Genomic DNA, 21,046 nt, shown 5'->3' with positions numbered 1-21,046 from the left:
ACGATCATCGTGCGACCCATGGTGATCGCGTCTACTACTGCAGTACAAAATGTAGAGTAGACGACACGGAGAGCGAATACGCCTCGCGCACTCAGCACGGCATGGACGGGGGGTACGATCCGGACAATCCAGACTCGTACTACTGATCCAAACCGCCGGCCAAATTTCTTGTCGGAGTTGTATATCGCGGGTGCGTGTATGGGGTCTGCAGTACTATTAATTCAATTGAATTTACGGAAGATTGATAGCAGTGCGAGATACGTGCTGATATTATGGGCTGGATTCGAGACCTGCTTCCAACAATTGGAAGCACGATCGAAGACGTACAACCACAGCAAGAAGAACGGTTTCCGTTTCACACGTATGGGCCGGGATACCCGATCGCCGTCACACGTGACGAACTTGATGATCTGGCCTATCTCTTCGAGGTAGAAAGTAAAGCACCAGACAGTTGGGATAACTCTCCACTGCTAAGCCGTGAAGATATCGAAGAGACCCTTGAAGACGTTGTCGGCGATATCGGTGGGGGACTGCCCTCTCCAGAAGAGCAGCGTGAAGAGTTCGGGGAAATTTTAGAGCTGTGGCAGGAGCAGCTAAGCGGATCGAAAGACGCTGTCTGGGCGACTGAGGGCACTGACTACCACCTCGAGTTCTACATTCGTCACTGCGAGAGGCGAGCAGATCTGGAGCATGACGACTTCGAGGAGCCAGACGAACTCGAGACAGCACGCGAGATACACGCTCGTATACAAGCGACTCAAAATGACGATTCGAAACTTGCGGTAGTGCATAGGCGCGATCTCCCGCTTGATGAACCCAAGGAGGAATCGGCAGAGTCGAGTTAGTTATCTACCCAGTCGAGACGCATTCCACATTGGAAACGACATCACGTTAAGACTATTTGGGCAAAAGACTGAGATTTGCTGTGTCCGAGAAGGAGGATGTAGTGGCGGCTGGCTTGATGGCGTTTGAAGCCGGTCGCGTCGATCGCCTGAGCGTCGCCGAGTTCGTGTAGCGAGACAGATAACCGCAGCAACACCCGCCAGACCCGCATTTTGAGATCCTGTTTCCGCGTGCAGACGGTGGTGAAATCCGGCAGTTGATCCACAGAAAGTCCGAGTTTAGCGGCGATTCCGGGCATCTCGTACAGGATATCGAGCAACCGGCGATATGGCTGGTTCAGGTACTCTCGGAGGCAGTGGATCGATATAATCACCCAGTCAGCATAGCCGCCATCACCCTTCTTGATCGCTGGTGCTGGTTCGCCGATGACAGCGTTCTGGGACAAATCGACGCATCGGTCGGTGAAGCGGGCGAGTTGAGACGGCATACTCGCCGCTTCCTCGCTCAACTCTACATAATCCCGGTCAAGGCGTCAACTGAGCGGTGTCTAAACACGGCCCAGAGAGTGTATCAAGACTTCTTCGAAGGTATTATCGATTCGATTAACTATCAGGATAGACTACCTAAGCTATGGGCAGTCACACGGACTATCGCCTCTCCGAGATCGAAGGCGGCCCTCTAGAGAAGCTTGCCATCGACTTACTCACTAGAACCGACCAATATCGAGGCCTCGACCCACAGGGCGGCCGTGGAAAAGATGGGGGGAAGGACGGACTCCTTCTTGACGGCCCAGGCGGCGGGAACATCATCGTCCATGTTAGCCGCCGCAAGGACTGGTCGCAGAAATTGGAGGACGACCTCGGGAAAGCGGCCGACCACGACCGTGACTACGGAACATTCGTCTATGTCACGAACCAAATCATCTCAGGAAATCAGAAGCCGATCCCTGACGTAGCACAGCGTTTCGTCGATGAGTACGGCTGGGAGATAGATATCTGGGACGGCGAGCGACTCCGGACCGAATTAGATAACAACCACCAAGATCTCCGCGAGCGATACCTGCAAATCGCTCGCGACGAGGATCCCTCGAAGAAGGCAGCTCGACTCATCAATGAACGGCTCGGACTGATTCGGCGGAGATCTGATAAGATTCCGCGACCGATTAAAGAAGGCCCAGTTGCCGTTCTACATCTTATACCTCACGAAGCCGTCACTGGCAACACCGAGTTCAGACACGATCAGTTGCCCACACTGTCGATCCCCGGTAGGTACAGTGGTTTTTCCTACGAGAACACGGTGGACGGAAGAGTAACGTACGCTCCTGGCGGGGACATACACGAGCCTGACCTCGCCTATATCTACGTAGACTCTGAGGGGTGGGTCGAAGCGGTTGACGCGTTTGTCGGGAACGAAGAAAAGAAGACAATAGGTGGGGTCTCCTTCGAGAAACTTCTCGGCGACGCCTACGAATACGGTCGAGATGGGTTAAACGAACTGGGACTGGACGGACCGTTTGAGGTGGGCCTTTCAGTCCTCTCAGTGAAGAGGTATTCGTTCGCCACCAAGAGAGGGGGCTTCAACCGGACCGGCCCGAAGGAATTCCGGCAGAACGATATCAAGGCGAAACCGTACACAATCAAGGACCTTGACGCACCCACAGGGGAAGCGATGAAGCGCGCATTCGACCGGGTGTGGCGAGGCGCTCGATGGTCGGATGGATCGCCGTACTACTCCGAGAACGGTTGGCATTTCGAACGGTAACTTGGACTCTTCTCTTGACATCTGTCCTTATCGCATATGTTGCGTCCGAGAACTGTCGCGGTCTCGGCAAAGATGGAAGACTTCAAACCGCGATCTTTCTGCTGTCTAATGATGGTAAGTTTGAAATGAAAACTATTAACCAAGTGTCTTCAATACTCTATCATTGATGACTGTTGGCATCGGAGTAATTTCAACAGGCGGTGACACAGAACAGGCAGTCATTGCCGCTGACCGACTAGTGACTACTGGACACACGAATCGAGTAGAATTCGAGCATACACAGAGTAAAATAGAAGAAATACTCTGCACCTCGAGAGTTACTTCAATGATAGCTGCCTCAGGATCACTTTCGTTGGCAGATGATGTAATATATAAATTACAATCAGGACTTGCGGAAGACCCGCCGGAAAGTGTACGTGATGTAGCTGATGAAACTGTAAAGGCTTTTCAGAAAATGGAAAGAGAGACAATAAATAACCAAATACTAAGTCCTCTTGATATATCCCTCCAGGATTTAAAATCAGATGACACACATCTATCAGAGCAAATTGAAGCACAGTTGCTTGAGGCGATATATAATAAGAAAGAGGAAATAGAACAACAACTGACGTTATTACTATGCGGAATAGACGAAGACGGGCCACATATATTCTCAATTCAGGGTGCAGATAAGGCTCGGCACGATCAAATTGGCTATCATACAATCGGTAGTGGTAGCCAATCAGCACAGTTGACTTTCACAAGATCTCAGTATGACCTCAACTGTAGTCTTTCAAATGCACTTCTTACAACCTATGAAGCCAAGCGGAGAGCTGAAGAAGCTCAAGGAGTTGGACGGAATTTGGACATAGCTGTGATTAGAGAAGGCGAATATGAGGAACTTGATAGCAGTGAACTCCAGAATCTTAAAGAAATGCTTTCAACAATTAGGGAAGAGAAGTCTGACACAAGGCAAAACACTATTGACCAGGAGTCTATATTTGATGATCAGGGGTCAGACCAATGAACCCAGAATATCCAACCGAACATAACGTGAATAAAGAATTAGCAGACCGATTTAGTAGGATTTCGGATAAGGAAGAGGAAGACCGGAGTCTCGATGATTTGTTGGATGAACTCGGAGAATAAGTGTAGTTCATCCACTGAACTTTGGCAGGGAACAGAACCAAGGAATCGCAGGCATAGTTGCCAGTACCGGTTGGACTATTCTGGTTAGGCTCTTCCGCCGACCTACTCAGTTCAGAAAACGGTGTATTCTCACAGAGAACACTCTAGTTATTCAAATAGGCATGTCCGAGAATTGGGACAGTCTCGGACAGATTCACCCCGATCGCGGCTTCGAGCACCACCGAAAAAACTAGATTCCTGGCGATTTTTGTCCGACATGCAGGCATCACGGACACCATGAATCTCCAACAGCACGAGAAGCGCGACGACATGAAAGTGTGGCTCAGTCAGGACGAAGTGACGGCACTTCTCGAGGCTGCCGACGACACCCAGCAGCGGATCGCCTTCGCACTCGGTGCGCGTTGCGGGCTCCGGTCCCACGAAGTGCTCGACGTCGCTCCCGAGGACGTCGTCGATACCGACGCCGGAACGATGCTCCGTATCTGGCACGGGAAGGGTGACCAGTTCCGGGAGACGCCCGTCCCGCAAGAACTCGCGACGACCATCCGGACGATCGACGACTATCGCGACGCATCAGCCAGTTCGTCGCTCGTCGAGGTCTCGAGTACGCGATCGCTTCGGCGCTGGCTTCGCTCGGCCGCTGACCAGCTCTACGATGAGACCGGCGACGCTGGATGGTCCCACCTTGGGTTCCATGACCTCCGTCGAACCTGGGCGACCGCGCTCGCATCAGCCGACGTCGATCCGCTCTTGGTGTGTGACTGGGGTGGCTGGAACGATCTCGAGACGTTCCTCGAGCACTATCGAGGAAGCTACAGTCCAGAAGCCCAGCAGCGGGAAAGAAGCAAGGTCGAATGGTTATAGAACTCTCTATGAGAAGTAGTTATTCAGTAAATGTAGTGAGATCCATATCTTCGTGAGTTTCAGTTACTTCTAATTCGTCCTCAAACTTTTCGAGTGCCTGCTGTTCTTTCGTAAACTGACTTTGCTCTTCTTCTTCTTCCACACCGCTTTTTTTGTCCATTTGCTTTAGGCTGTGAACCCGCCTTGATTCACCTTCTAGAGAGTAAAGTAGATGATCCGTATCTGTATCTAACTTTTTGATATCTTCGCCAGTCAAAAAGACAATAGAAATATTCTCCTTTTGCATAACTCGGTTAGAGAACCGCTTTGCTTCCGAACTTACTCCGCCTCGAGCAATCATTAAAATAGAGTTTGTCTGTAGCATTCGAGAAATACCCACTTCTCGAGCGACGTGTTTTGATCTGATTTGCTTCTTCGTATTTTTGCACTGGATTTGTACTCGATTGAAAAGGGGCCCAATATCATCAAACACTACATCAACCTCTGATCCCCCGGTATTCCGACCGCGAACGCGCCATCCGACAAACTCCATTCCTAACGTTCGGCCGATCTTTACGGCAAGAGTCTCCAGGGCGACCCCCCTTTCATGACTATTCCCTTCATCCATCTCCTCAAGTAGTTCTTTGTAGGACTTTCGAAGAACTGATCGAGGGACACCAGTTCGCTCCGCTAGATCATCCAGTATCGGCTTGAGGATCTCTGCATCGAATTCATCCGTCGGTTCTACAAGATTCGGTTTCCCAGAAACATGTGTCCACTCGATGTATCCTGCTTCTTCGAGTGGATCTAAGGTTTTCCGGCCAATTCCGCTTTGGTCGATATCTACACCGTATGCGTTTTCAGCTATTTTTCGGACTACACTGTTCTTAATCGGTCCATCTGGATTGATGAGGGCTAAGGCGCGGAGGAAAGATTGCTGCTCATCTGTTAAGTCGTCCAAAGCGATGACCTCGTTCGAATCGACACCGATGAGTTCCTGGATCCGGGACCGATCAATATCGTAGTGATGTGTCCCAGTGTTTACAACACCGGCCTCTGAGAGCCATGCACGCATTTGAGACCAGTGATTCGAGGTTTCATCGATGTGGAAGCCGTACTGGTCACGGAATTCCTGCTTGACGTTACTATTTGTGGTACTCTTGCCTTGCGCTCGAAGATCGTCAACGATTTCGATCCCCTTGAGTCCGTGCAGGTTCCGAAGAATGTGTTGAGCAAAGCGGTCATGTAGTTCATCCGGTTGATTTCGGAGTTCATAGAGTTGCCTCCCAAGACTGGTGAATTCAAAGCCAGAACCAACTATTTGGTAGCCACTTGGCTCAAGACCGAGACGGACGTTTTTCGCTCGAGTACCATCGTCTTCGGGAAAAAACCGTTCTTGGATGGCAGTATCGAACTCTTCCGGTCTTCCCTCATATTCCTCAACCATCTCGAGAACAACCGAGAGAGGGCCACGTTCATCTTTCGTATCAAGTTGTTTTGGAGAAAAGGCATCACCAAAGGGTAGATCCGTATCCTCTCGAGCCATTAGGTGATACAAGTAATGATAGTTCTAAGATATATACTTCTAGCATTTCTTTTCTATACGGACTCAGCTTTGCACGTTGAAGTAGGTGCATGACGTAGGCGGTGGCAAGGACGGATGATGCCGATTACGGAGTTCTTGTCGTGTACGCGTGTGTTCGACGAGTTCGAGTCGCTGTCTCCAGCCCAGCGCCATCACGCGAAAACCTACGCCACCGGTCTTGTTGCGGCCAGCAACAAGACCGTGGCAGGCATCGCACGCGAAGTCCTTCCAGCCAAGGGCAAACGCGCCCTCAACAAGTTCTTCACCGAGTACGACTGGGACGAACAGCAATTCAACCACGAACGCCTCGAAGAACTCCAAAAACACGGTGAAACGCGCTGGTCACAGGGTGGTTACATCATCCTCGACGACACGATCACCGAGAAAGCCGGGGACGAAGTCCCCGGCGTCGGCCACTTCTACGATCACGCTGAAGGTGACACTGTCTGGGGCCAAGACCTCATCTACGCCTTCTACGCCGACGATAAAACCGCCTACCCACTCACTTTCCGCCTCTACGAAAAACAGGACGAAGATGACCAAGACCACGACACCAAGTACGATCTCGCCCGCGAGATCGTCACCGAACTCGAAGAAGAGGTAGGTGTGCCTGCGGACACCTACCTCTTCGACTCGTGGTTCGCTCACGATTCTGGTCTCGTTGAACACATCGAATCCTACGGCAAGGACTGGATCGGCCCGCTCCGGAGCAATCGACAGGTGACCTACGGCGGAGAAGAGCTAAGCGTCGATGCGCTGGCAGAGCGCATCGACACCGCAGAGCGCAACATCGAGGACGATACCTACCACATCTGGACGAAGAAGCTTCCCGTCTCCCAGCTGGGAGACGTGAAGCTGGTTATCGCCGAGAAAGAGACCGATGAAGACGAAGAGAATCCGGTCAAGTACCTCGCTACGAACAAAATCGACGCACCGACCGAGCACGTGATCCGCTCTTACGGGATGCGCTGGCGCATCGAGACGTTCTTCGAGGACTCGAAGCAGGATCTCGGCTTTGGAGACTGCGAGATGCAGACCGACGAAGGTGCCAGTCGTCACTGGCACCTTCTGATGGCTGCCTACAGTCTCGTTCGTCTTGATCCTGAGTCGAGCGCCTTGGGGACTGTTCGCTCGAAGGCGTCATCGCTTCGAGCGAACCTCGAACACTCCCTGAAGGAAGCCGTCTACAACCTTCTCTCGTGGGTTCGAGACAACGATGATCGCGGTATCGATGACTTGATGACCGAGATCGACCACCTCTTCGTTCACTCAACCGCTGACGCTAACGTGCAAAGCTGAGTATACGGAGTTAGATCGATAGTGGTAGAATCGAAAACAGCGGACAACGGGTTCAGTTAGTCCGTCGGCTCAATATCGGCGAAATCTTCCATCCCGCTTTGATCTTCATCCTGCATTCGCTCAATTTCCTTGATATCCATAAACCGGAATTGAGACGTCTGAAGGTACTTTTTCTGTAGTTCAAAGGCCAGCCATTCCCGTTCTAGATCCTGTGCTACACGGCCCGTTATATTAGACCCAGCAAAGATATCGAGGACAGTATCACCGGGTTCAGACAGAAACTTGATGAAGAACTCCGGAAGATCACGCGGGAAACGTGCTGGATGTGGTTCAACATCTGCCGTTCGGCAAGCCTCGAGATAATGCGTATTCGATGCCGTGTTCGCGAGTTCTAGGACATTATCTGAAACGTGCTGCGAGAGAACTGTTTCTGCCAACTCGTCGAGGACATCATGTTTTTCAGCGGCCTCAAGTAGTTTCGGAGGGATATTCGCGTTTTGTAATAGTTCAATGAAGTCAGGGGCGTAGTCTGGGCTATCGGCACTGTTCCAGAGGTTAGGACGGATGGCACCATCTGCATCCTCAGGGTCGTCAAACGTGTCGCTGATGTCGTGACCGCTCGGACGCTTTTTGTCCTTGTATCCTTCTTCCATTAGGGTCTTCTGCGATTCACTATACTCTTTCAATACGCGACGGTTGTCTGCCTTTGGGCGCTCGCTTTTCGAGAGTACCCAAACATGATTGACAGCATCTTTGACTCGAATACGCTCGATCGTCACCCACTGGGCAGGCGTTGGTAGCTTGGCAGGGTTGTACCAGTAAAAATCCTGAGCGAGGTGGAACGGTCCATCTTCACCGGCGAGTTGAGTGAGAAGTTCAAAATGATAGAGTGAACGAACGGGTTTTCCTTTTTCCCATCCACCACCAATATCAACCACGAAGGATCCGTCTTCAGTTAGAACATCGTACGCAGCCTCCGCAAACTCCAGAAACCACTCGTTGTATTCGTCTTGATCCTTATTTCCGTATTCCTTCTTTTTTTGGAGTGCAAACGGGGGAGATGTAACAATCAGATTGATACTTTCCTCTGGGAGTTCATCAAGCAACTCTCGGCTGTCGCCAAGATATGCTGCTCCGTCTCCAGTTGTGTAAAACGGGTCAGAATCGTCCAGTAAGTCCGTGACGGCTGGTTCTTTAGACATGGATATGGTGAATCTGCGTTACATACGTTGAGCCAAAGGACCCACTTAAGAATTGAGTTTCCAGACTGGAAGTAGAGTCTGATGATATCTATCTACTTGGAGATTATCGGCTCGAGAAGCTGATTGTGGTTCACCACGTAATCTTTCCATGGGTGGCTTTGACCGGCTACTGATCAACTACACGAGGAGACGGAGTACTAAACAAAATTTGTATTTATTGTTACTTACTAACATACAGATTGCCAAAAAGAACTTATAATTAGAAAAGACAATATCCAATACATGACGGTGAGAACCACTTTCCGGCTGGCGGAGTTTGATTTGGCGCAAAATGAGCTCCCCACGCCAGAGGAGCTGGCTGAAAATATAGATGATGACAAGTTCATCACACGGAAGATCGGTGAAGACCCGGTGAGTGGTGAGGAGTTAGAATACCTAGAAAAAGGTAGAGATATATACTATGAATCTGAAAGAGATTCGCACAATTTCTGCTATTTCACATATGTGACTGACACTGATGAAAGTTTCAGAATCAGGAATGAGAACAATGAAGAAGTAGAAGAAAATGAGACTGTTCTAGAATCTTCGTTTGTTGTTTACTTTGACACTGGGGAATTTGTCTTCCAAACCAGACAAGACATGGCAGAGGCATGGATTCCTGCTTTTATTGCAGAAGTCTCTGATCTCAACGTAGATAATGACTACTTCACGCGTAAATCATTTGACCAGGGCACCATAGAACAAATATATAAAAGATCTGATGCCGTTAGCAAAATAAGTTTCAATCACCCCAGTGATAATGGAGACCTAAGTGGTTCTAGTCTTGACGGTGACATGGAATATCTTGCAGAAATTTGTGAAGGACTCACCTTCAGTACGGGCCAAGGAGAAGGAGATTTAAGCGGGAATTCAATTATCGATTCCGCTGTAGAAGCCTTGGAAGTCAAGCAACTAAACACGAAAAAGGGCGATGAAAACACTGTTACTGTAAAAGAGTCTGGAAGGCTCACGATCTCTTGGAATGAAAACGATTGGGGAGAAGACGTAGCGGCACGAAATCGCGCACAGACTATTCGCTCGCGCGTCAGGCCCTATCTTTAATATTATAAATTAACCAGACCCAATATTGGCTCTCACAAGAAAGTTCAATATATCTATTCTACTGGTTATCTTCCTAGCTTTGATCTTGGAGATCAGAATTTTCATCATACATCTCTAGTAGCCTTTCCCCCATAGACGCAATATCAGTATATGTTCTAACACGAACTCTGTTCAAATAGCTGTTGAACACACGTAGTCCTTCTTTCTCATCAGAACCAAGATCAGAACCAATCACAATCGTTCCACGCGGTTTCAGAAGATCTAAGCCATCTCGCCGTAAGATATCGCCGTGATTAGCCTCAATCTCTTTAATATAATTTTCTGTTTGAGCAACTGCTTTTGACAATCTATGTGAAGGGTAGTATGTATCATGACTACTATCGTAGTTCATAACCTCATGTCCAGGGCGTTTTATTTCAAATATGTCATAATATCCATCTATGGTTTCTAGACAGAAGTCTACTTCTTCGTCTCTTGTAAACTCTCTATTTTCGGTCGGCTCGATATACCGATTTCCAAAGAGCCAGGGATGTTCTTCCAAGAAATCTTGATATTCATCTTCGACTGCATTCTCTTGTATCAGACCTTTGAATTTATTAACTGCTCTTTCGGTACGAGCATACCCTACTAAATTCTCCACTTTAAATATATCATCTGAAACATTATCTGAGAATTCCTCAAAATCATGAATGTCTTTTTCTACCTTACCAACACTTTCGATCAATAAGGCTGCTAATCTTTCTGCTTCCGCCGAATCTGCTGACTGAATACTATTAATCGCTGCAGTAGCAGCTTCTGCTGAGGGGGAATCTTTTTTCAAAAATATGTAGTCGCCTCTGTCAAGGTCTGTTACCTCTTCGATATTATCAATAAGAGCAACAAGTTTCTCTAATTCATCCGGTTGACATTCAAATTTCCGTTCTTCCACAACATTTAGTTCGTATCTATCCTTTTCCGCCTTCCAAAAACTCACTATTTTTTTACCAGAAGAAGAAGCCTTAATCTCAAAAACATTAACTGATTTATATGTCCTTGGTCCGCTCTTGATTGGATAATGAGCGACATGTCGGAGATTCTCTTTGTCCTCCATTCGAACGTCGACCTCGAAGGTCTCCCCCTCAAATTCTTGTTCTATTTTCATTACTACCTATGATAGACTCTCGAATGTAGCCCATTTATTATTTTCGTAATGTAGATTCCCGTTTAGAACAATATTAGAGATTATATATTGACCTGATGGACGGCTTCCTCGAGCGTCAGCCCTTCACTCGCTGCTACTTCGTGAGCGAGCTGTATCGCTCGCTCTTGGCGATCGCCCTCACAGTCCCAGCGGGCATATCGAACGAGTGCGTCAGCAACGAGGATGCAATCCTGCGGTTCCCAATCGTCTGGGTAGTGGATATACCTCATTCCACTGGGCTTGGTTGCGGCTTCTGATATAAACTTCCGGAATAGAATACTGAACTCAATTGCGCGTTCTTAAGCAACTGGGCGCGGCTGGTGATCTGCGTCGATCTCCCCCTCGAGATAGCGTATCCCCCACGTCGTAATTTCATACATGTCGTGGTGAACTGGTGCGATTAGTCCCGCACGAGCAAGCATTTGACAGCGTTCCCGGATTCGGGCTTTTGACGCTCTAAAGCACGACCGAGAAGCCATTACTGATACCGACGACCAAGGCTCTTCATCTAGGTGCTCGAGTATCCGATCGTCAAGTTGCTCCATCCAAGACGCGGAGTGGCGCTGTTTCATACGGGGAAATTAGGTCGAATTTTGAACACTACCTGGTGACGGGTTCCCTTCATCCCCATTCTCGCTAACTCGAGTCCAGGTCTCCGTGTCAAGTTTGCCTTCAAGATACGCTTCTCCTTCGTCAGTGATGACATAAACACCGTTACCGAGATGGGTTAGAAGGCCTTTCTCATTAAGTTTCCTACACCTACGGGCGATATGTTGCCGAGAGTAACGAATTCGTCCTTCATCCTTCATTTCTTTCGGTGACCCAGAATCATTCTCGTGGATGTATTCCAATATTCGATCGTCCACGAGGGACATCCAGTCCCCTGAATAGCGCATACTCTCGTAGACGCTTCGAAGGTGTCTAAATATACGTAAAATAGCGTTCACACACCTATAGCATTTTAGCGAGTCGTCGTAACATTCATGTTCCGAGAGGATACACATGGGAGTGCGGAGCTACCAACCCGGCTGAAGATGACTCTTGTTGGTATGTGAGACCGGGCGGCGCTGGAACGCCGCCCAGAAGGTGGCTCCGTGAGGACCAAGATGAATTCCGGAACCAATGTGGGGACCGCACCCCACGCACGGCAAGAGGCATCGCCGGCCAAAAGATCTGACGCTCGCTGCGCCTGCGGCGCGAAACCCGACGGGTACGACGTCCGCCGCAACGAACCAGCCTGTCGCTCGTGTGCGACCGTTCGAGCAGACGGTGGCCCGAACAGAGGCTCACCCGAAGCACGACAAGCCGACGCGCTCGAGCAGATCGCGACCGAACTCCGCTACCAGAACGCAGTTCTCACCGAGGTTATCAGTACGCTCGACGCCATCCACGGGGAGGGCTTCCGCTCGCCAACTGCGATCAACACCGCGATCGACGACCACGCGGTTACCCGGGACGAGCAGGGGGTGAGCCGATGAGGGGACATCCGCTCTATTCCTGCGACACGCCACAGTGTAGTGGCCTGAAGGAGATCATCACCCCCGACGGCTACGTCTGTCAAGACTGCGCTGACGAACTCGAGGCCCAGTACGAAGCCGAGCCCGAGATCGTCGCCGACGGCGGAGTCGCGTGGGGCGACCTCACCGGCTTCCAGCGCGACATCCTCGAAGAGATTGCCCGCCTCAAGGCAGCCGGCGAAGAGTGCTACGGACTCGCGATCAAAGAGGAACTCGAGCAGTACCACGACGACGTTCTCCACGGTCGGCTGTACCAGAACCTCGACAGTCTGATCGACGACGGCCTGCTCGAGAGCGGTGAACTCGACGGCCGGACGAACAGCTACACGCTGACACCCGAGGGCGAGACGCTGCTCGAGGAAAGCGTACAACGACGGGCAGAGGCCTGCGGCCTCGAGGTCGCCGACGCCGACGGAGGTGGCCGATGAGCCCGGATCCTGAGACCGTCACCTGTGCGACCTGTGGCGGAACCGCCCGCCGGGCTACCTGGGGGCCGACCGAGGCGACCTGCTACCGCTGTACTGGGTGTCACGCCGGCGGACACATCACCTACGACGATGGCGAGGAAATCCGCCACGGCGGCGTCTTCCAACCGCTTCGGAACTACGCAACTCGGAGGGTCCGAGCATGAGCGACGACGACGACGATGCGATTTCGATCACGACCGAACTCACTCGAGGGACGTCGACCGACGATCGTGACAAGATCCGCGCCGAGGTGAGCGCCGAGTCCGTCGACGAACTCGACGCCAAACTCGAGCGCGTTCGTCGCCAGCTCGAGGACTGGGCTGACGAGATCCGAAACATCCAGCCGGAGAACTCTCGCGGGCGTCGTCGACTTGCCGACGATCAGTCTGAACTCGGAGAGGTGGAAGCATGAGCGACGATCTCGAGCCGATTTCGCCACGCGAGGCGGTCGACCTCTACGTCTCGCACCGTGAACTCGAGATCAGCGAGAAGACGCTCCAGAACCACAAGTACCGGCTCAACGCCTTCGTCGAGTGGTGCAACGAGGTCGGGATCGACAACCTCAACGACCTCACCGGGCGGGACCTCCACCGGTACCGCGTCTGGCGACAGCAGGACGTGAACGTCGTCACGCTTCGCGGGCAACTCGCGACGCTGCGCGTGTTCCTCGAGTTCTGCGCGTCGATCGACGCCGTGGAACCCGGGATGCGCGAGCGCGTGAAGCTCCCTGACGTCGACCGCGGCGAGGAGGCTCGCGACGAACTGCTCGACGCCGAGCGCGCGCACAAGATCATCGGCTACCTCGAGCGGTACAAGCGCGCGAGCCGGGACCACGTCATCGTAGCGATCCTCTGGCACACGGGGATCCGCCTCGGGAGTCTCCGGGCGATCGACCTCGAGGACTACGAACCCGATGAGGGATGTTTCTGGCTTCGCCACCGTCCGGAGACTGGAACGCCGCTCAAGAACCAGGAACCGGCCGAGCGCGCGATCGCGCTTGATGACTACTACTGCGACGTCGTGGACGAGTACATTCGGTTCCATCGCCACGACGTCGTCGACGAACACGGCCGCGAACCGCTGGTGACGAGCGACCGCGGCCGGCTGAGTTCCGGACAGATCCGCTCCGAAGTGTACCGGCTCACCCAACCCTGCATGATCGAAGACTGCCCGCACGGGCGCGAGCCCGCGGACTGCGAGGCGACAGAGTACGGGCACTACTACGACTGTCCGAGCAGCCTATCGCCACACACGATCCGACGCGGAGCCATCACGCACCAACTCCGCGAGGACATCCCCGAGGAGATCGTCAGCGATCGGTGCGACGTTTCCTCGGAAGTCCTCGATCGCCACTACGACCGACGTACAGACCGTGAGAAGATGGAACAGCGACGCGACTTCATCGAAGACCTATAACAGGAACATGACTCTCGAGAACGCAGCTGTCAGCACCGTGGTATCGATAGCCGTCAGAATACCCTTAGGGAACGGAATTCTAAGGGTAGAAGGCCTGAAACGGAAAATTACGAGTGGACTCGCCGGGATTTGAACCCGGGGCCTCTCCCATGCCAAGGGAGTGATCTACCTCTGATCTACGAGCCCGCGTTCGCAACTCCCACTTTCACGCACTCGAGTATAAACCCCACGAATTCACCCGACACCGTGCGGGAATAACTGTCACGGCAGTCGCGCCGGAGTGGGTTTCGTTCCGGTCCCGACGCGGAACGGTTACGCAACCCTTTAGTCGGTGCTCACGATACGTCCGGTGGGAAGCGCACGGCCGCAAATCCGACTCGTCACCCGTCGCTCTTGGGTGGCTTGGGATTGCGGAAGTGCACCGCCAGTCGTCGGTCGATTCCAACGACTGGCGCGCTCTCGTGCGGTCAGTGCGGTTCCTATCCTCGAACAATGGCACGAATGCATACCCGCCGTCGCGGCTCGTCCGGTTCGGACAAGCCGGCGGCAGACGAACCCCCGGAGTGGAGCGACGTCGACCCCGAGCAGATCGAAGAACGGGTCGTCGAACTAGCGGAGCAGGGCCACGATCCCAGCCAGATCGGGATCAAGCTGCGTGACGAAGGCGTCACGGGCACGCCCATCCCGGACGTCAAGCTGGCGACCGGGAAGAAGATCACCGAGATTCTCGAGGAACACGACGCCGAACCCGAGTTCCCCGAGGACCTCCGGAACCTGATGAAGCGTGCCGTGCGCCTGCGCGAGCACGTCCAGCAGAACCCCCAGGACTACCAGAACAAGCGCGCCCTGCAGAACACGGAGTCGAAGGTCCGCCGTCTCGTCGACTACTACCGCGGCGACGAGCTCGAGCCGGACTTCACGTACTCCTACGAGCAGGCCAAGGAACTGCTCGAGTGAGTCGTGACGAGTCGTGACGCTGTGACGTCGACGACCGCACGCGAACCCAACGACACGTAATCGAGCCGACAACAGAATGGCAACCGAGGGTCGTTCCACCGACGCGACGAACGCCGCACCCGGTCTCGAGAGCGCCGCCTTCGTCCGGCTCGTGCCGCGAGCCGACGGCGACGCGCTGGCCGCGAGTGGCATCGTCGCGCGGGCGCTTGCCGACCGCGGGACGCCGTTTCAGGTGACGGTCGGGAGGACGGTCTCGGAGCGGACGAAGCGGGCGACGCGGACGGACGAGGCCGACGCTCGAGACGCCGTCGACGACGACAGTGACGACCTGACGATGGTCGTCGGCGCCGTCGACGGGGACGCGACACGACTCGACGAGCCCGACCGACCCGCAACCCTCGCGGCCGTCGACCGCGTCCGCGAACTCGGCGCGACGCCGGATCCGGTACTGGCCCTCGCGGGCCTCGTCGCGGCCGGCGTCGAACCCGGCGCGGGCGAAAGCGAGTGGGTCCTCGAGGCGGCCCGGAAACGGGACCTCGTCGACCGCCGGCCCGGCGTCGCGGTGCCGACCGCCGACCCGGCCGACGGGATCGCCCACTCGACCCGCCTGCGCGGACCGTGGTCCGGCGACCCGGACGCGGTCCGCGGGGCGCTGGCCGACGCCGGCGTCGCGGTCGAAGCCGACGGAACCGAACCAGCCCTCGAGTCGGACGATCACCGGACGATCGCCTCCGTCGTCGCCCTCGACGCCGTCGGGGACGAGGGGGCGACCGAGACCGCGGCCGACGCGGTCCGGCGCGGGCTCAAGCCCTACGCGACCCAGGCGACGCGCCGTTCGCCACCGTCGGCGGCTACGCCGACGTCCTCGAGGCGACGGCCGGAGCGATCCGGGGACCGGCGTCGCGCTCGCGCTGGGCCACGACGCCCGGGAGCCGGCCCTGTCCGCCTGGCGGGAGTACGGACGTCGGGCCCACGAGGCGCTCGAGGGGGCGTCGACGGGACGGTACGACGGGCTGTTCGTCGTCGGGATCGGCCAGGGCGACGGCCCCGTCGAGGCCGTCGCCCGTCTCGCCGCCGACTACCGGTCGCCGGAGCCAACCGTCCTCGCCATCGCGGAGTCGGACGGCTCCGGCGAGGCGGCGCTCGTGACCCGCGGGGAGGGACCGCTCGGTTCGACGCTCGAGCGACTCGCCCGCGAACTCCGCGGCGAGAGCGCGGCCGAGGACGCCGTCGAGTACGACGTCGGCACTCGGCGGGGCTACCTGCGGTACGACGGCCTCGAGGAATCGACCGTCATCGCGGCGGCGAGGGAGGTACTATGAGACGAGCGACGATCCGGACGGACCACGACGACCCGGACCTCCTCGCACGGGCGCTCGAGCCCGACAACACCGCGGAGATGGAGACGACCGTAGAAGACGATGGAACCCTCGTCACCCACATCGAACGGGAGACCACGAGCGGACTCCACTCGACTGTCGACGATTACGTGATCAACCTGGACGTAGCGATCGACGTTACGGCGGACGCGACCGACGGAAACGTAAAGCACCGACAACCGACGGACGCGGGACCTGCGTCCGACCAAGACCATACCAACAACAATGAGTGAACGCTCAGTTTCACGCGCGAAACAGGAAAAGCGGTGGTACACCGTCCTCGCCCCGGAGCAGTTCGACCGGGAAGAACTCGGTGAAACCCCCGCTGACGAACCGGAAAAGCTCTACGACCGAACTATCGAAACGACGCTCGGCGACCTGAAGGGTGCCGCAAGCGAGAACAACACGAAGCTCACCTTCAAGATCAACGACGTCGGCAGCGACACGGCGTACACGGAGTTCAAGCAGCACTCGCTGACCCGTGACTACCTCCGCTCGCTGGTCCGACGCGGCGCCTCCAAGATCGAGGCCTATGTCACCGTCCTCACGACGGACGACTACCGCGTCCAGATCCAGCCCGTCGCCTTCACGACCAAGAAGGCCGACGCGAGCCAGGAGAAGGCCATCCGCGAGGAGATGGTGGCGATGGTCCGGGAGGCCGCCGCCGAGCGTACCTTCGAGGAACTGATCGACAGCGTCGTCGAGGGTCGACTCTCCTCGGCGATCTACGGCGAGGCCAAGACGATCTACCCGCTTCGCCGCGTCGAGATCCAGAAGGCTACTCTCGAGGCCCACCCCGAGGAAGTCGCCGAGGAAGAGGCGACTTCCGTCGACGTCGACGACGAAGACGTCGCGACGGGCGACTAACCCGCTTCCACGTAATTCGACCGTTTTCACCATTTATTGACGGCTATCGGTTCTTACCCGAGTACGTACGCGTAGAGGAGTCCGACGACCGAGGATACGGAAAGCGGGGCCAGACTGACACTGTTAGGAACACGGGGCATCCGGATCGATGACGAAATACCGATAGAGAGTGAGAGCAGTATGAGTGACGCAGATCCGGGAGCGGATGGGTGGAACGAGAGCTGGGACGAGGCCGAACCCGAAGGGATTCCCGGCGACGAACTGGACGTGGTCGTATCTGACCTGTATCTCCTCTATAGCCCACGCCATCCGAACACGCGATGGATCGAATCCGACTACGCCGTCGAACTCGGGACGTGGCAGTGATCGCTCCCGACGGTTGATCGGCACGGTGGCGGTGTCGTTCCGACTCCGTCACGACCGTCGGAAGGCACGCAGTCGGAGACCTGTTTTGATCCTCGACCGACCCTCGACGGAGACCGCCGGCCAGCCGCTTCCACATTGGCTACGGCGAGCCGACACTCGAGCACAACGACTATCGGAGGACCACTCCCAGTGGACCGTTCGAGCGCGGTCGGTGCGGTCGAGACTCAGCCGAGATCGATCGGATCGACCTTGAGGAACTCCCGCGCCACGACCGTCGCGTACGACCCCTTCGGAAGCGCGAACGACAGCGCGAGCGGGTCCCGGTCGACCTCGAGGGCGGTCCGAAGGAGGATCGTACGCCGGGTGCCGCTCGAGTAGAACTCGCCTGGGAGGTCGAAGTCGCCGGGCGCGAGGTCGAGGTCTTCGAGCACCGCTCGTTCGATCTCGCCCTGCTCGCCGTCGGCGAGTTCGGTCTCGGTGCCGACCAGCGGCGCGGTGACGAACGCGCGGCCGCGCTCGCAGTGGCGGGTCACAGAGTCGACGCGGCGCTCGTCGACGCGCTGGAGCCTGTCGGTGTCAGGCAGGAGGATCTCCTCGGGGACGTCGCCGCCGGTGTCGGCGAAACAGACCACGTCGCCGGCGACGGGGCGGTCGAACGGGAGACCGCGCTCGAGCCGTCGGCTCAGCATCAGGTTGAACGCGTACGACTGGGCGGCGTGGACGAACAGCCGCTGGAGGTTCGACGGGACCCGCTCGAGGGCGGCCCGGAACTCGTCGGGTCCGGGTTCGCCGTCGCACTCGGCGAGTTCGTGGAGCATCGACCGCTCGTATCGCAGGCGGTTCGGGAAGCGATCGAGGGCTTCCGCCCAGTCGCGGGTCTCCTCGAGGAACGTCCGGGCCTCCTGGGTTCCCTCGGGTTCGGCCTCGGTCGGCCGGCCGAGGTACGCCATCACCGCACCCTCCCAGTCGCCGCGGACGACCTCGAGGCCGACCTCGTGAGTGATCGGGCGGCGACTGCCGAACCGCTGCTGGCCGAAGAAGTTGGGGACGCCGATCTCACGGGGCTCGTCGTCACGGCCGCCGAACGCGTGTAACTCGTCGGTGATCTCGTCGGCGTTGTCGGGTTCGGCGGGGTCGCTGACGACGACCTCGAAGGCGTTACCTGCGAGGTCGCCGAACTCGAGGCCCCGTCCCGCCCGGCCGAGTACCTCGATCTCGACGCCGTCGATCTCGGGGAGGTCGTCCGGGTCTGCGCCGTAGACGGAAAAGAGCTGGGTGGTCACGGCGTACTTGTCCTTCGTGCCGGCCCAGTCGACACGTTCGCGGGAGGTTCCCAGGGCGTCGGAGAGCCGCGCCGCGAAGTCGTTGGTGTCCCAGCCCCGCAGCGTCGCCCGGAAGACGAGGTGAGGGTAGGCGTCGACGTCCGCGTCGACGGGTTCGGTCGAGAACCGCTCGAGTTCCCAGACCCGGAACTGGTCGTCGTCCTCGCGAAGGCGGCCGCCGACGCCGTCGGTGTCGCTGACGTAGTACTCGAGGCCGACGGCTTGCTCCGTAGGGTGTGCCGGACGCATGGTCGTTACCGGCGCTTCGGCCGCGGGGGATAAATCGGTTCGTTCTCGTAGCTCCGGAACCCGGTCGCTCCGGCCATCACAGCCGACGTTCTCGGACAGGCCGCTCGAGGCGAACCGCACTCGAGGCGACTCGAGTCGACTCGTGCCGACTCGTGCTACGCTCCGGAGCCGAGGTCCGCGTCCACCCGAACCTCCGAGTCCGTGATCGTCTCGACGTTCTCGCTCGGTACTTCGGCGTCGTCGGCTCCGGCCTCGCCGCGGCCCAGACTCTCCATCCAGGCTTCAGCCAGGCCAGGATCGAGGTCGACGTACGCGACCTGTCTGTCGGGGTCGACTTCTGTAATGATCCCGATCTGTTCGCCCCTGACGTCCATCAGGAACTTGCCCTCGTCTTCGGTCGAGAGAACTGCCATCGTCCTCGAGTCGACGCCGCCGCCCAAGTAGCTGCTGCCGGCTAGAACAACGACAGATCGCCGGTCACGCGATCGACCAGGTCCTCCTCTGCGGGACCGACCGCCAGCGCGGTGACGGTCCCGGGCTCGAGTTGCGTGTGCCCCGCGTCGCGGATCAGTGCGTTCGGAATCCCCTTGCTGTCGGCGATCTCGGAGAGTTCGTGCAGTTGGCGTTCGCTTTCCCCTTTCAGGACGACTTTCTTCTGTCCCCCCTGTTTCCAGCGGTCCTGGGCCCGCCTGTCGGCCTTCTCGTAGGCCGACAGCGACGCGTGGGCGACCTGTGCGGCGAGCTTTCCCTGGCCCATCCCGACGTCCGTCCGGGCGACGATGGCCTGTTTCATACCCGTGCTCTCGAGGGCGAACGGTAAAGCAGCGACGATCCCTGTGACGCGGAGCGGGTCGGGAGTCGACACCCCTTTGACGAACGCATCGATAGGGTAGATATGGACAACACGCGGCGATCGTTCCTCGCGACGACCACCGCCCTCGCTGCTGGTGTGACTGCGGGCTGTCTGGGAAGCGACGGCGATGGCGACGATGACGATACGGTTCCCGAACCGCCGGTCGCCGGCGACCCCGACGCGGACGTGACGGTGACGGTCTACGACGACTTCGCGTGCCCGCACTGTCGGACGTTCAAACTAGAGATCTACCCGCAGCTGGTGGAGACGTACATCGAACCGGGTCGGATCCGGTTCGAGCAGCGGGACTTCCCCATCCCGGTCGACGACACCTGGTCGTGGGCGGTCGCCAGCGCGGCCCGCGAAGCCTACGAGAGCGAGGGCGACGAGGCGTTCTGGTCGTTCTCGAGCGCGATCTTCGAACGCCAGATGTCCTACTCCTACGACACGATCGAGGGGGTCGCCGAGGAGCAGGGACTCGACGCGGCGGCCGTCCGCGAGGCCGCCGAGGACGTCACGCACCGGTCGACGCTCGAGGCCGACAAGTCCTACGGACGGGAGAACGGCGTCCGGGGGACACCCGCGATCTTCGTCGACGGCGAGCAGGTCGAACTCCAGGCACTGTCGTTCGAGCGGGTGTCCGCGCCGATCGACGCGGCCCTCGAGTAAACTCGAACGAGGGCCGTACCGGATCGAACCGTTTACACCCGC

Annotated in this window: 22 protein-coding genes, 1 tRNA gene and 2 pseudogenes; 17 read left to right on the top strand and 8 right to left on the bottom strand. The window is 56.5% G+C overall.

Annotation, left to right across the window (positions count from 1 at the left end):
• Positions 1 to 272: 272 nt before the first annotated feature.
• A complete protein-coding gene (locus CHINAEXTREME_RS17120) occupies positions 273 to 845 on the top strand; it encodes a hypothetical protein (RefSeq protein ID WP_007140868.1) in 573 nt (190 codons plus the stop codon).
• Positions 846 to 922: 77 nt separating this feature from the next.
• On the opposite strand, the pseudogene CHINAEXTREME_RS17115 reads toward CHINAEXTREME_RS17120, so the two are convergent.
• A pseudogene (locus tag CHINAEXTREME_RS17115) lies at positions 923 to 1,330 on the bottom strand (IS5/IS1182 family transposase); the annotation flags it as partial.
• 143 nt (positions 1,331 to 1,473) lie between these two features.
• Here CHINAEXTREME_RS17115 and CHINAEXTREME_RS17110 point away from each other — a divergent pair.
• The 3 genes from CHINAEXTREME_RS17110 (at position 1,474) to CHINAEXTREME_RS17105 (ending at position 4,596) form a co-directional block, all read left to right on the top strand.
• Positions 1,474 to 2,604: a hypothetical protein gene (locus CHINAEXTREME_RS17110; RefSeq protein ID WP_007140870.1), complete on the top strand. Its 1,131-nt coding sequence runs from the start codon at positions 1,474 to 1,476 to the stop codon at positions 2,602 to 2,604.
• Between the two features lie 166 nt (positions 2,605 to 2,770).
• Positions 2,771 to 3,610 carry an Ntn hydrolase family protein gene (locus CHINAEXTREME_RS21565; protein ID WP_152423885.1) on the top strand — a complete coding sequence of 280 codons (840 nt, stop codon included), beginning with the start codon at positions 2,771 to 2,773 and terminating at the stop codon, positions 3,608 to 3,610.
• Positions 3,611 to 4,008: 398 nt separating this feature from the next.
• Positions 4,009 to 4,596 carry a tyrosine-type recombinase/integrase gene (locus CHINAEXTREME_RS17105; protein WP_007140871.1) on the top strand — a complete coding sequence of 196 codons (588 nt, stop codon included), beginning with the start codon at positions 4,009 to 4,011 and terminating at the stop codon, positions 4,594 to 4,596.
• Between the two features lie 19 nt (positions 4,597 to 4,615).
• Here the strand turns inward: CHINAEXTREME_RS17105 and CHINAEXTREME_RS22030 are convergent, their stop codons facing one another.
• Entirely contained in the window at positions 4,616 to 6,121 is a 1,506-nt protein-coding gene (locus CHINAEXTREME_RS22030) for a restriction endonuclease (protein WP_193790370.1), read from the bottom strand.
• A 114-nt stretch (positions 6,122 to 6,235) separates the two neighbouring features.
• On the opposite strand from CHINAEXTREME_RS22030, the gene CHINAEXTREME_RS17090 reads away from it, so the two are divergent.
• Complete coding sequence (locus tag CHINAEXTREME_RS17090; protein ID WP_007140874.1) at positions 6,236 to 7,459, top strand: IS701-like element ISHala1 family transposase; 1,224 nt, start codon at positions 6,236 to 6,238, stop codon at positions 7,457 to 7,459.
• Positions 7,460 to 7,515: 56 nt separating this feature from the next.
• On the opposite strand, the gene CHINAEXTREME_RS17085 is transcribed toward CHINAEXTREME_RS17090, so the two are convergent.
• The gene (locus CHINAEXTREME_RS17085; protein ID WP_238593308.1) at positions 7,516 to 8,661 is read right to left on the bottom strand and encodes a DNA-methyltransferase; all 1,146 of its coding nucleotides are present in this window, start codon (positions 8,659 to 8,661) and stop codon (positions 7,516 to 7,518) included.
• 282 nt (positions 8,662 to 8,943) lie between these two features.
• Here CHINAEXTREME_RS17085 and CHINAEXTREME_RS17080 point away from each other — a divergent pair, with 282 nt between their 5' ends.
• The gene (locus tag CHINAEXTREME_RS17080) at positions 8,944 to 9,762 is read left to right on the top strand and encodes a hypothetical protein (RefSeq protein ID WP_007140876.1); all 819 of its coding nucleotides are present in this window, start codon (positions 8,944 to 8,946) and stop codon (positions 9,760 to 9,762) included.
• 73 nt (positions 9,763 to 9,835) lie between these two features.
• Here CHINAEXTREME_RS17080 and CHINAEXTREME_RS21290 read toward each other — a convergent pair whose 3' ends face one another.
• Positions 9,836 to 10,852 (bottom strand): Shedu anti-phage system protein SduA domain-containing protein, encoded by a 1,017-nt coding sequence (locus tag CHINAEXTREME_RS21290; protein ID WP_160165589.1) that lies wholly within the window; start codon positions 10,850 to 10,852, stop codon positions 9,836 to 9,838.
• 1,196 nt (positions 10,853 to 12,048) lie between these two features.
• Here CHINAEXTREME_RS21290 and CHINAEXTREME_RS17055 point away from each other — a divergent pair.
• From CHINAEXTREME_RS17055 to CHINAEXTREME_RS17035, 5 genes are read left to right on the top strand one after another with little or no spacing between them, the layout of a single operon-like run.
• Positions 12,049 to 12,420, top strand: a complete 372-nt coding sequence (locus CHINAEXTREME_RS17055) for a hypothetical protein (protein ID WP_238593307.1) — start codon at positions 12,049 to 12,051, stop codon at positions 12,418 to 12,420.
• Positions 12,417 to 12,887, top strand: a complete 471-nt coding sequence (locus CHINAEXTREME_RS17050; RefSeq protein ID WP_007140880.1) for a PadR family transcriptional regulator — start codon at positions 12,417 to 12,419, stop codon at positions 12,885 to 12,887. The genes CHINAEXTREME_RS17055 and CHINAEXTREME_RS17050 overlap by 4 nt, the downstream gene beginning before the upstream one ends.
• Entirely contained in the window at positions 12,884 to 13,090 is a 207-nt protein-coding gene (locus CHINAEXTREME_RS17045; protein ID WP_007140881.1) for a hypothetical protein, read from the top strand. The genes CHINAEXTREME_RS17050 and CHINAEXTREME_RS17045 overlap by 4 nt, the downstream gene beginning before the upstream one ends.
• Positions 13,087 to 13,338 (top strand): DUF7389 domain-containing protein, encoded by a 252-nt coding sequence (locus CHINAEXTREME_RS17040; RefSeq protein WP_007140882.1) that lies wholly within the window; start codon positions 13,087 to 13,089, stop codon positions 13,336 to 13,338. The genes CHINAEXTREME_RS17045 and CHINAEXTREME_RS17040 overlap by 4 nt, the downstream gene beginning before the upstream one ends.
• The gene (locus CHINAEXTREME_RS17035; protein WP_007140883.1) at positions 13,335 to 14,342 is read left to right on the top strand and encodes a tyrosine-type recombinase/integrase; all 1,008 of its coding nucleotides are present in this window, start codon (positions 13,335 to 13,337) and stop codon (positions 14,340 to 14,342) included. The genes CHINAEXTREME_RS17040 and CHINAEXTREME_RS17035 overlap by 4 nt, the downstream gene beginning before the upstream one ends.
• Positions 14,343 to 14,456: 114 nt before the next feature.
• Here CHINAEXTREME_RS17035 and CHINAEXTREME_RS17030 read toward each other — a convergent pair.
• Positions 14,457 to 14,528, bottom strand: a tRNA-Ala gene (locus tag CHINAEXTREME_RS17030).
• A gap of 306 nt (positions 14,529 to 14,834) precedes the next feature.
• Between CHINAEXTREME_RS17030 and CHINAEXTREME_RS17025 the strand changes: the two genes are divergently transcribed.
• The 5 genes and pseudogenes from CHINAEXTREME_RS17025 (at position 14,835) to CHINAEXTREME_RS17005 (ending at position 17,911) form a co-directional block, all read left to right on the top strand.
• Positions 14,835 to 15,299 (top strand): 30S ribosomal protein S15, encoded by a 465-nt coding sequence (locus tag CHINAEXTREME_RS17025; RefSeq protein ID WP_010546847.1) that lies wholly within the window; start codon positions 14,835 to 14,837, stop codon positions 15,297 to 15,299.
• A gap of 76 nt (positions 15,300 to 15,375) precedes the next feature.
• A pseudogene (locus CHINAEXTREME_RS17020) lies at positions 15,376 to 16,621 on the top strand (exonuclease).
• Positions 16,618 to 16,911, top strand: a complete 294-nt coding sequence (locus tag CHINAEXTREME_RS17015; RefSeq protein WP_007140886.1) for a KEOPS complex subunit Pcc1 — start codon at positions 16,618 to 16,620, stop codon at positions 16,909 to 16,911. The pseudogene CHINAEXTREME_RS17020 and the gene CHINAEXTREME_RS17015 overlap by 4 nt, the downstream one beginning before the upstream one ends.
• A complete protein-coding gene (locus CHINAEXTREME_RS17010) occupies positions 16,904 to 17,545 on the top strand; it encodes a 30S ribosomal protein S3ae (protein ID WP_007140887.1) in 642 nt (213 codons plus the stop codon). The genes CHINAEXTREME_RS17015 and CHINAEXTREME_RS17010 overlap by 8 nt, the downstream gene beginning before the upstream one ends.
• A gap of 180 nt (positions 17,546 to 17,725) precedes the next feature.
• Positions 17,726 to 17,911 (top strand): hypothetical protein, encoded by a 186-nt coding sequence (locus tag CHINAEXTREME_RS17005; protein ID WP_007140888.1) that lies wholly within the window; start codon positions 17,726 to 17,728, stop codon positions 17,909 to 17,911.
• Positions 17,912 to 18,135: 224 nt separating this feature from the next.
• Here the strand turns inward: CHINAEXTREME_RS17005 and truD are convergent, their stop codons facing one another.
• The 3 genes from truD to pth2 form a co-directional block, all read right to left on the bottom strand.
• Positions 18,136 to 19,482: a tRNA pseudouridine(13) synthase TruD gene (truD, locus tag CHINAEXTREME_RS17000; protein WP_007140889.1), complete on the bottom strand. Its 1,347-nt coding sequence runs from the start codon at positions 19,480 to 19,482 to the stop codon at positions 18,136 to 18,138.
• A 155-nt stretch (positions 19,483 to 19,637) separates the two neighbouring features.
• Positions 19,638 to 19,895 (bottom strand): hypothetical protein, encoded by a 258-nt coding sequence (locus CHINAEXTREME_RS16995; protein ID WP_007140890.1) that lies wholly within the window; start codon positions 19,893 to 19,895, stop codon positions 19,638 to 19,640.
• Between the two features lie 41 nt (positions 19,896 to 19,936).
• Entirely contained in the window at positions 19,937 to 20,275 is a 339-nt protein-coding gene (pth2, locus tag CHINAEXTREME_RS16990; protein ID WP_007140891.1) for a peptidyl-tRNA hydrolase Pth2, read from the bottom strand.
• Between the two features lie 102 nt (positions 20,276 to 20,377).
• Between pth2 and CHINAEXTREME_RS16985 the strand changes: the two genes are divergently transcribed.
• Entirely contained in the window at positions 20,378 to 21,004 is a 627-nt protein-coding gene (locus CHINAEXTREME_RS16985) for a DsbA family protein (protein ID WP_007140892.1), read from the top strand.
• The last annotated feature ends 42 nt before the right edge of the window (positions 21,005 to 21,046 follow it).

The organism is Halobiforma lacisalsi AJ5, assembly GCF_000226975.2.
In the GTDB taxonomy this organism is placed as follows: domain Archaea; phylum Halobacteriota; class Halobacteria; order Halobacteriales; family Natrialbaceae; genus Natronobacterium; species Natronobacterium lacisalsi.
This window is presented reverse-complemented; position numbering and strand designations above follow the sequence as displayed.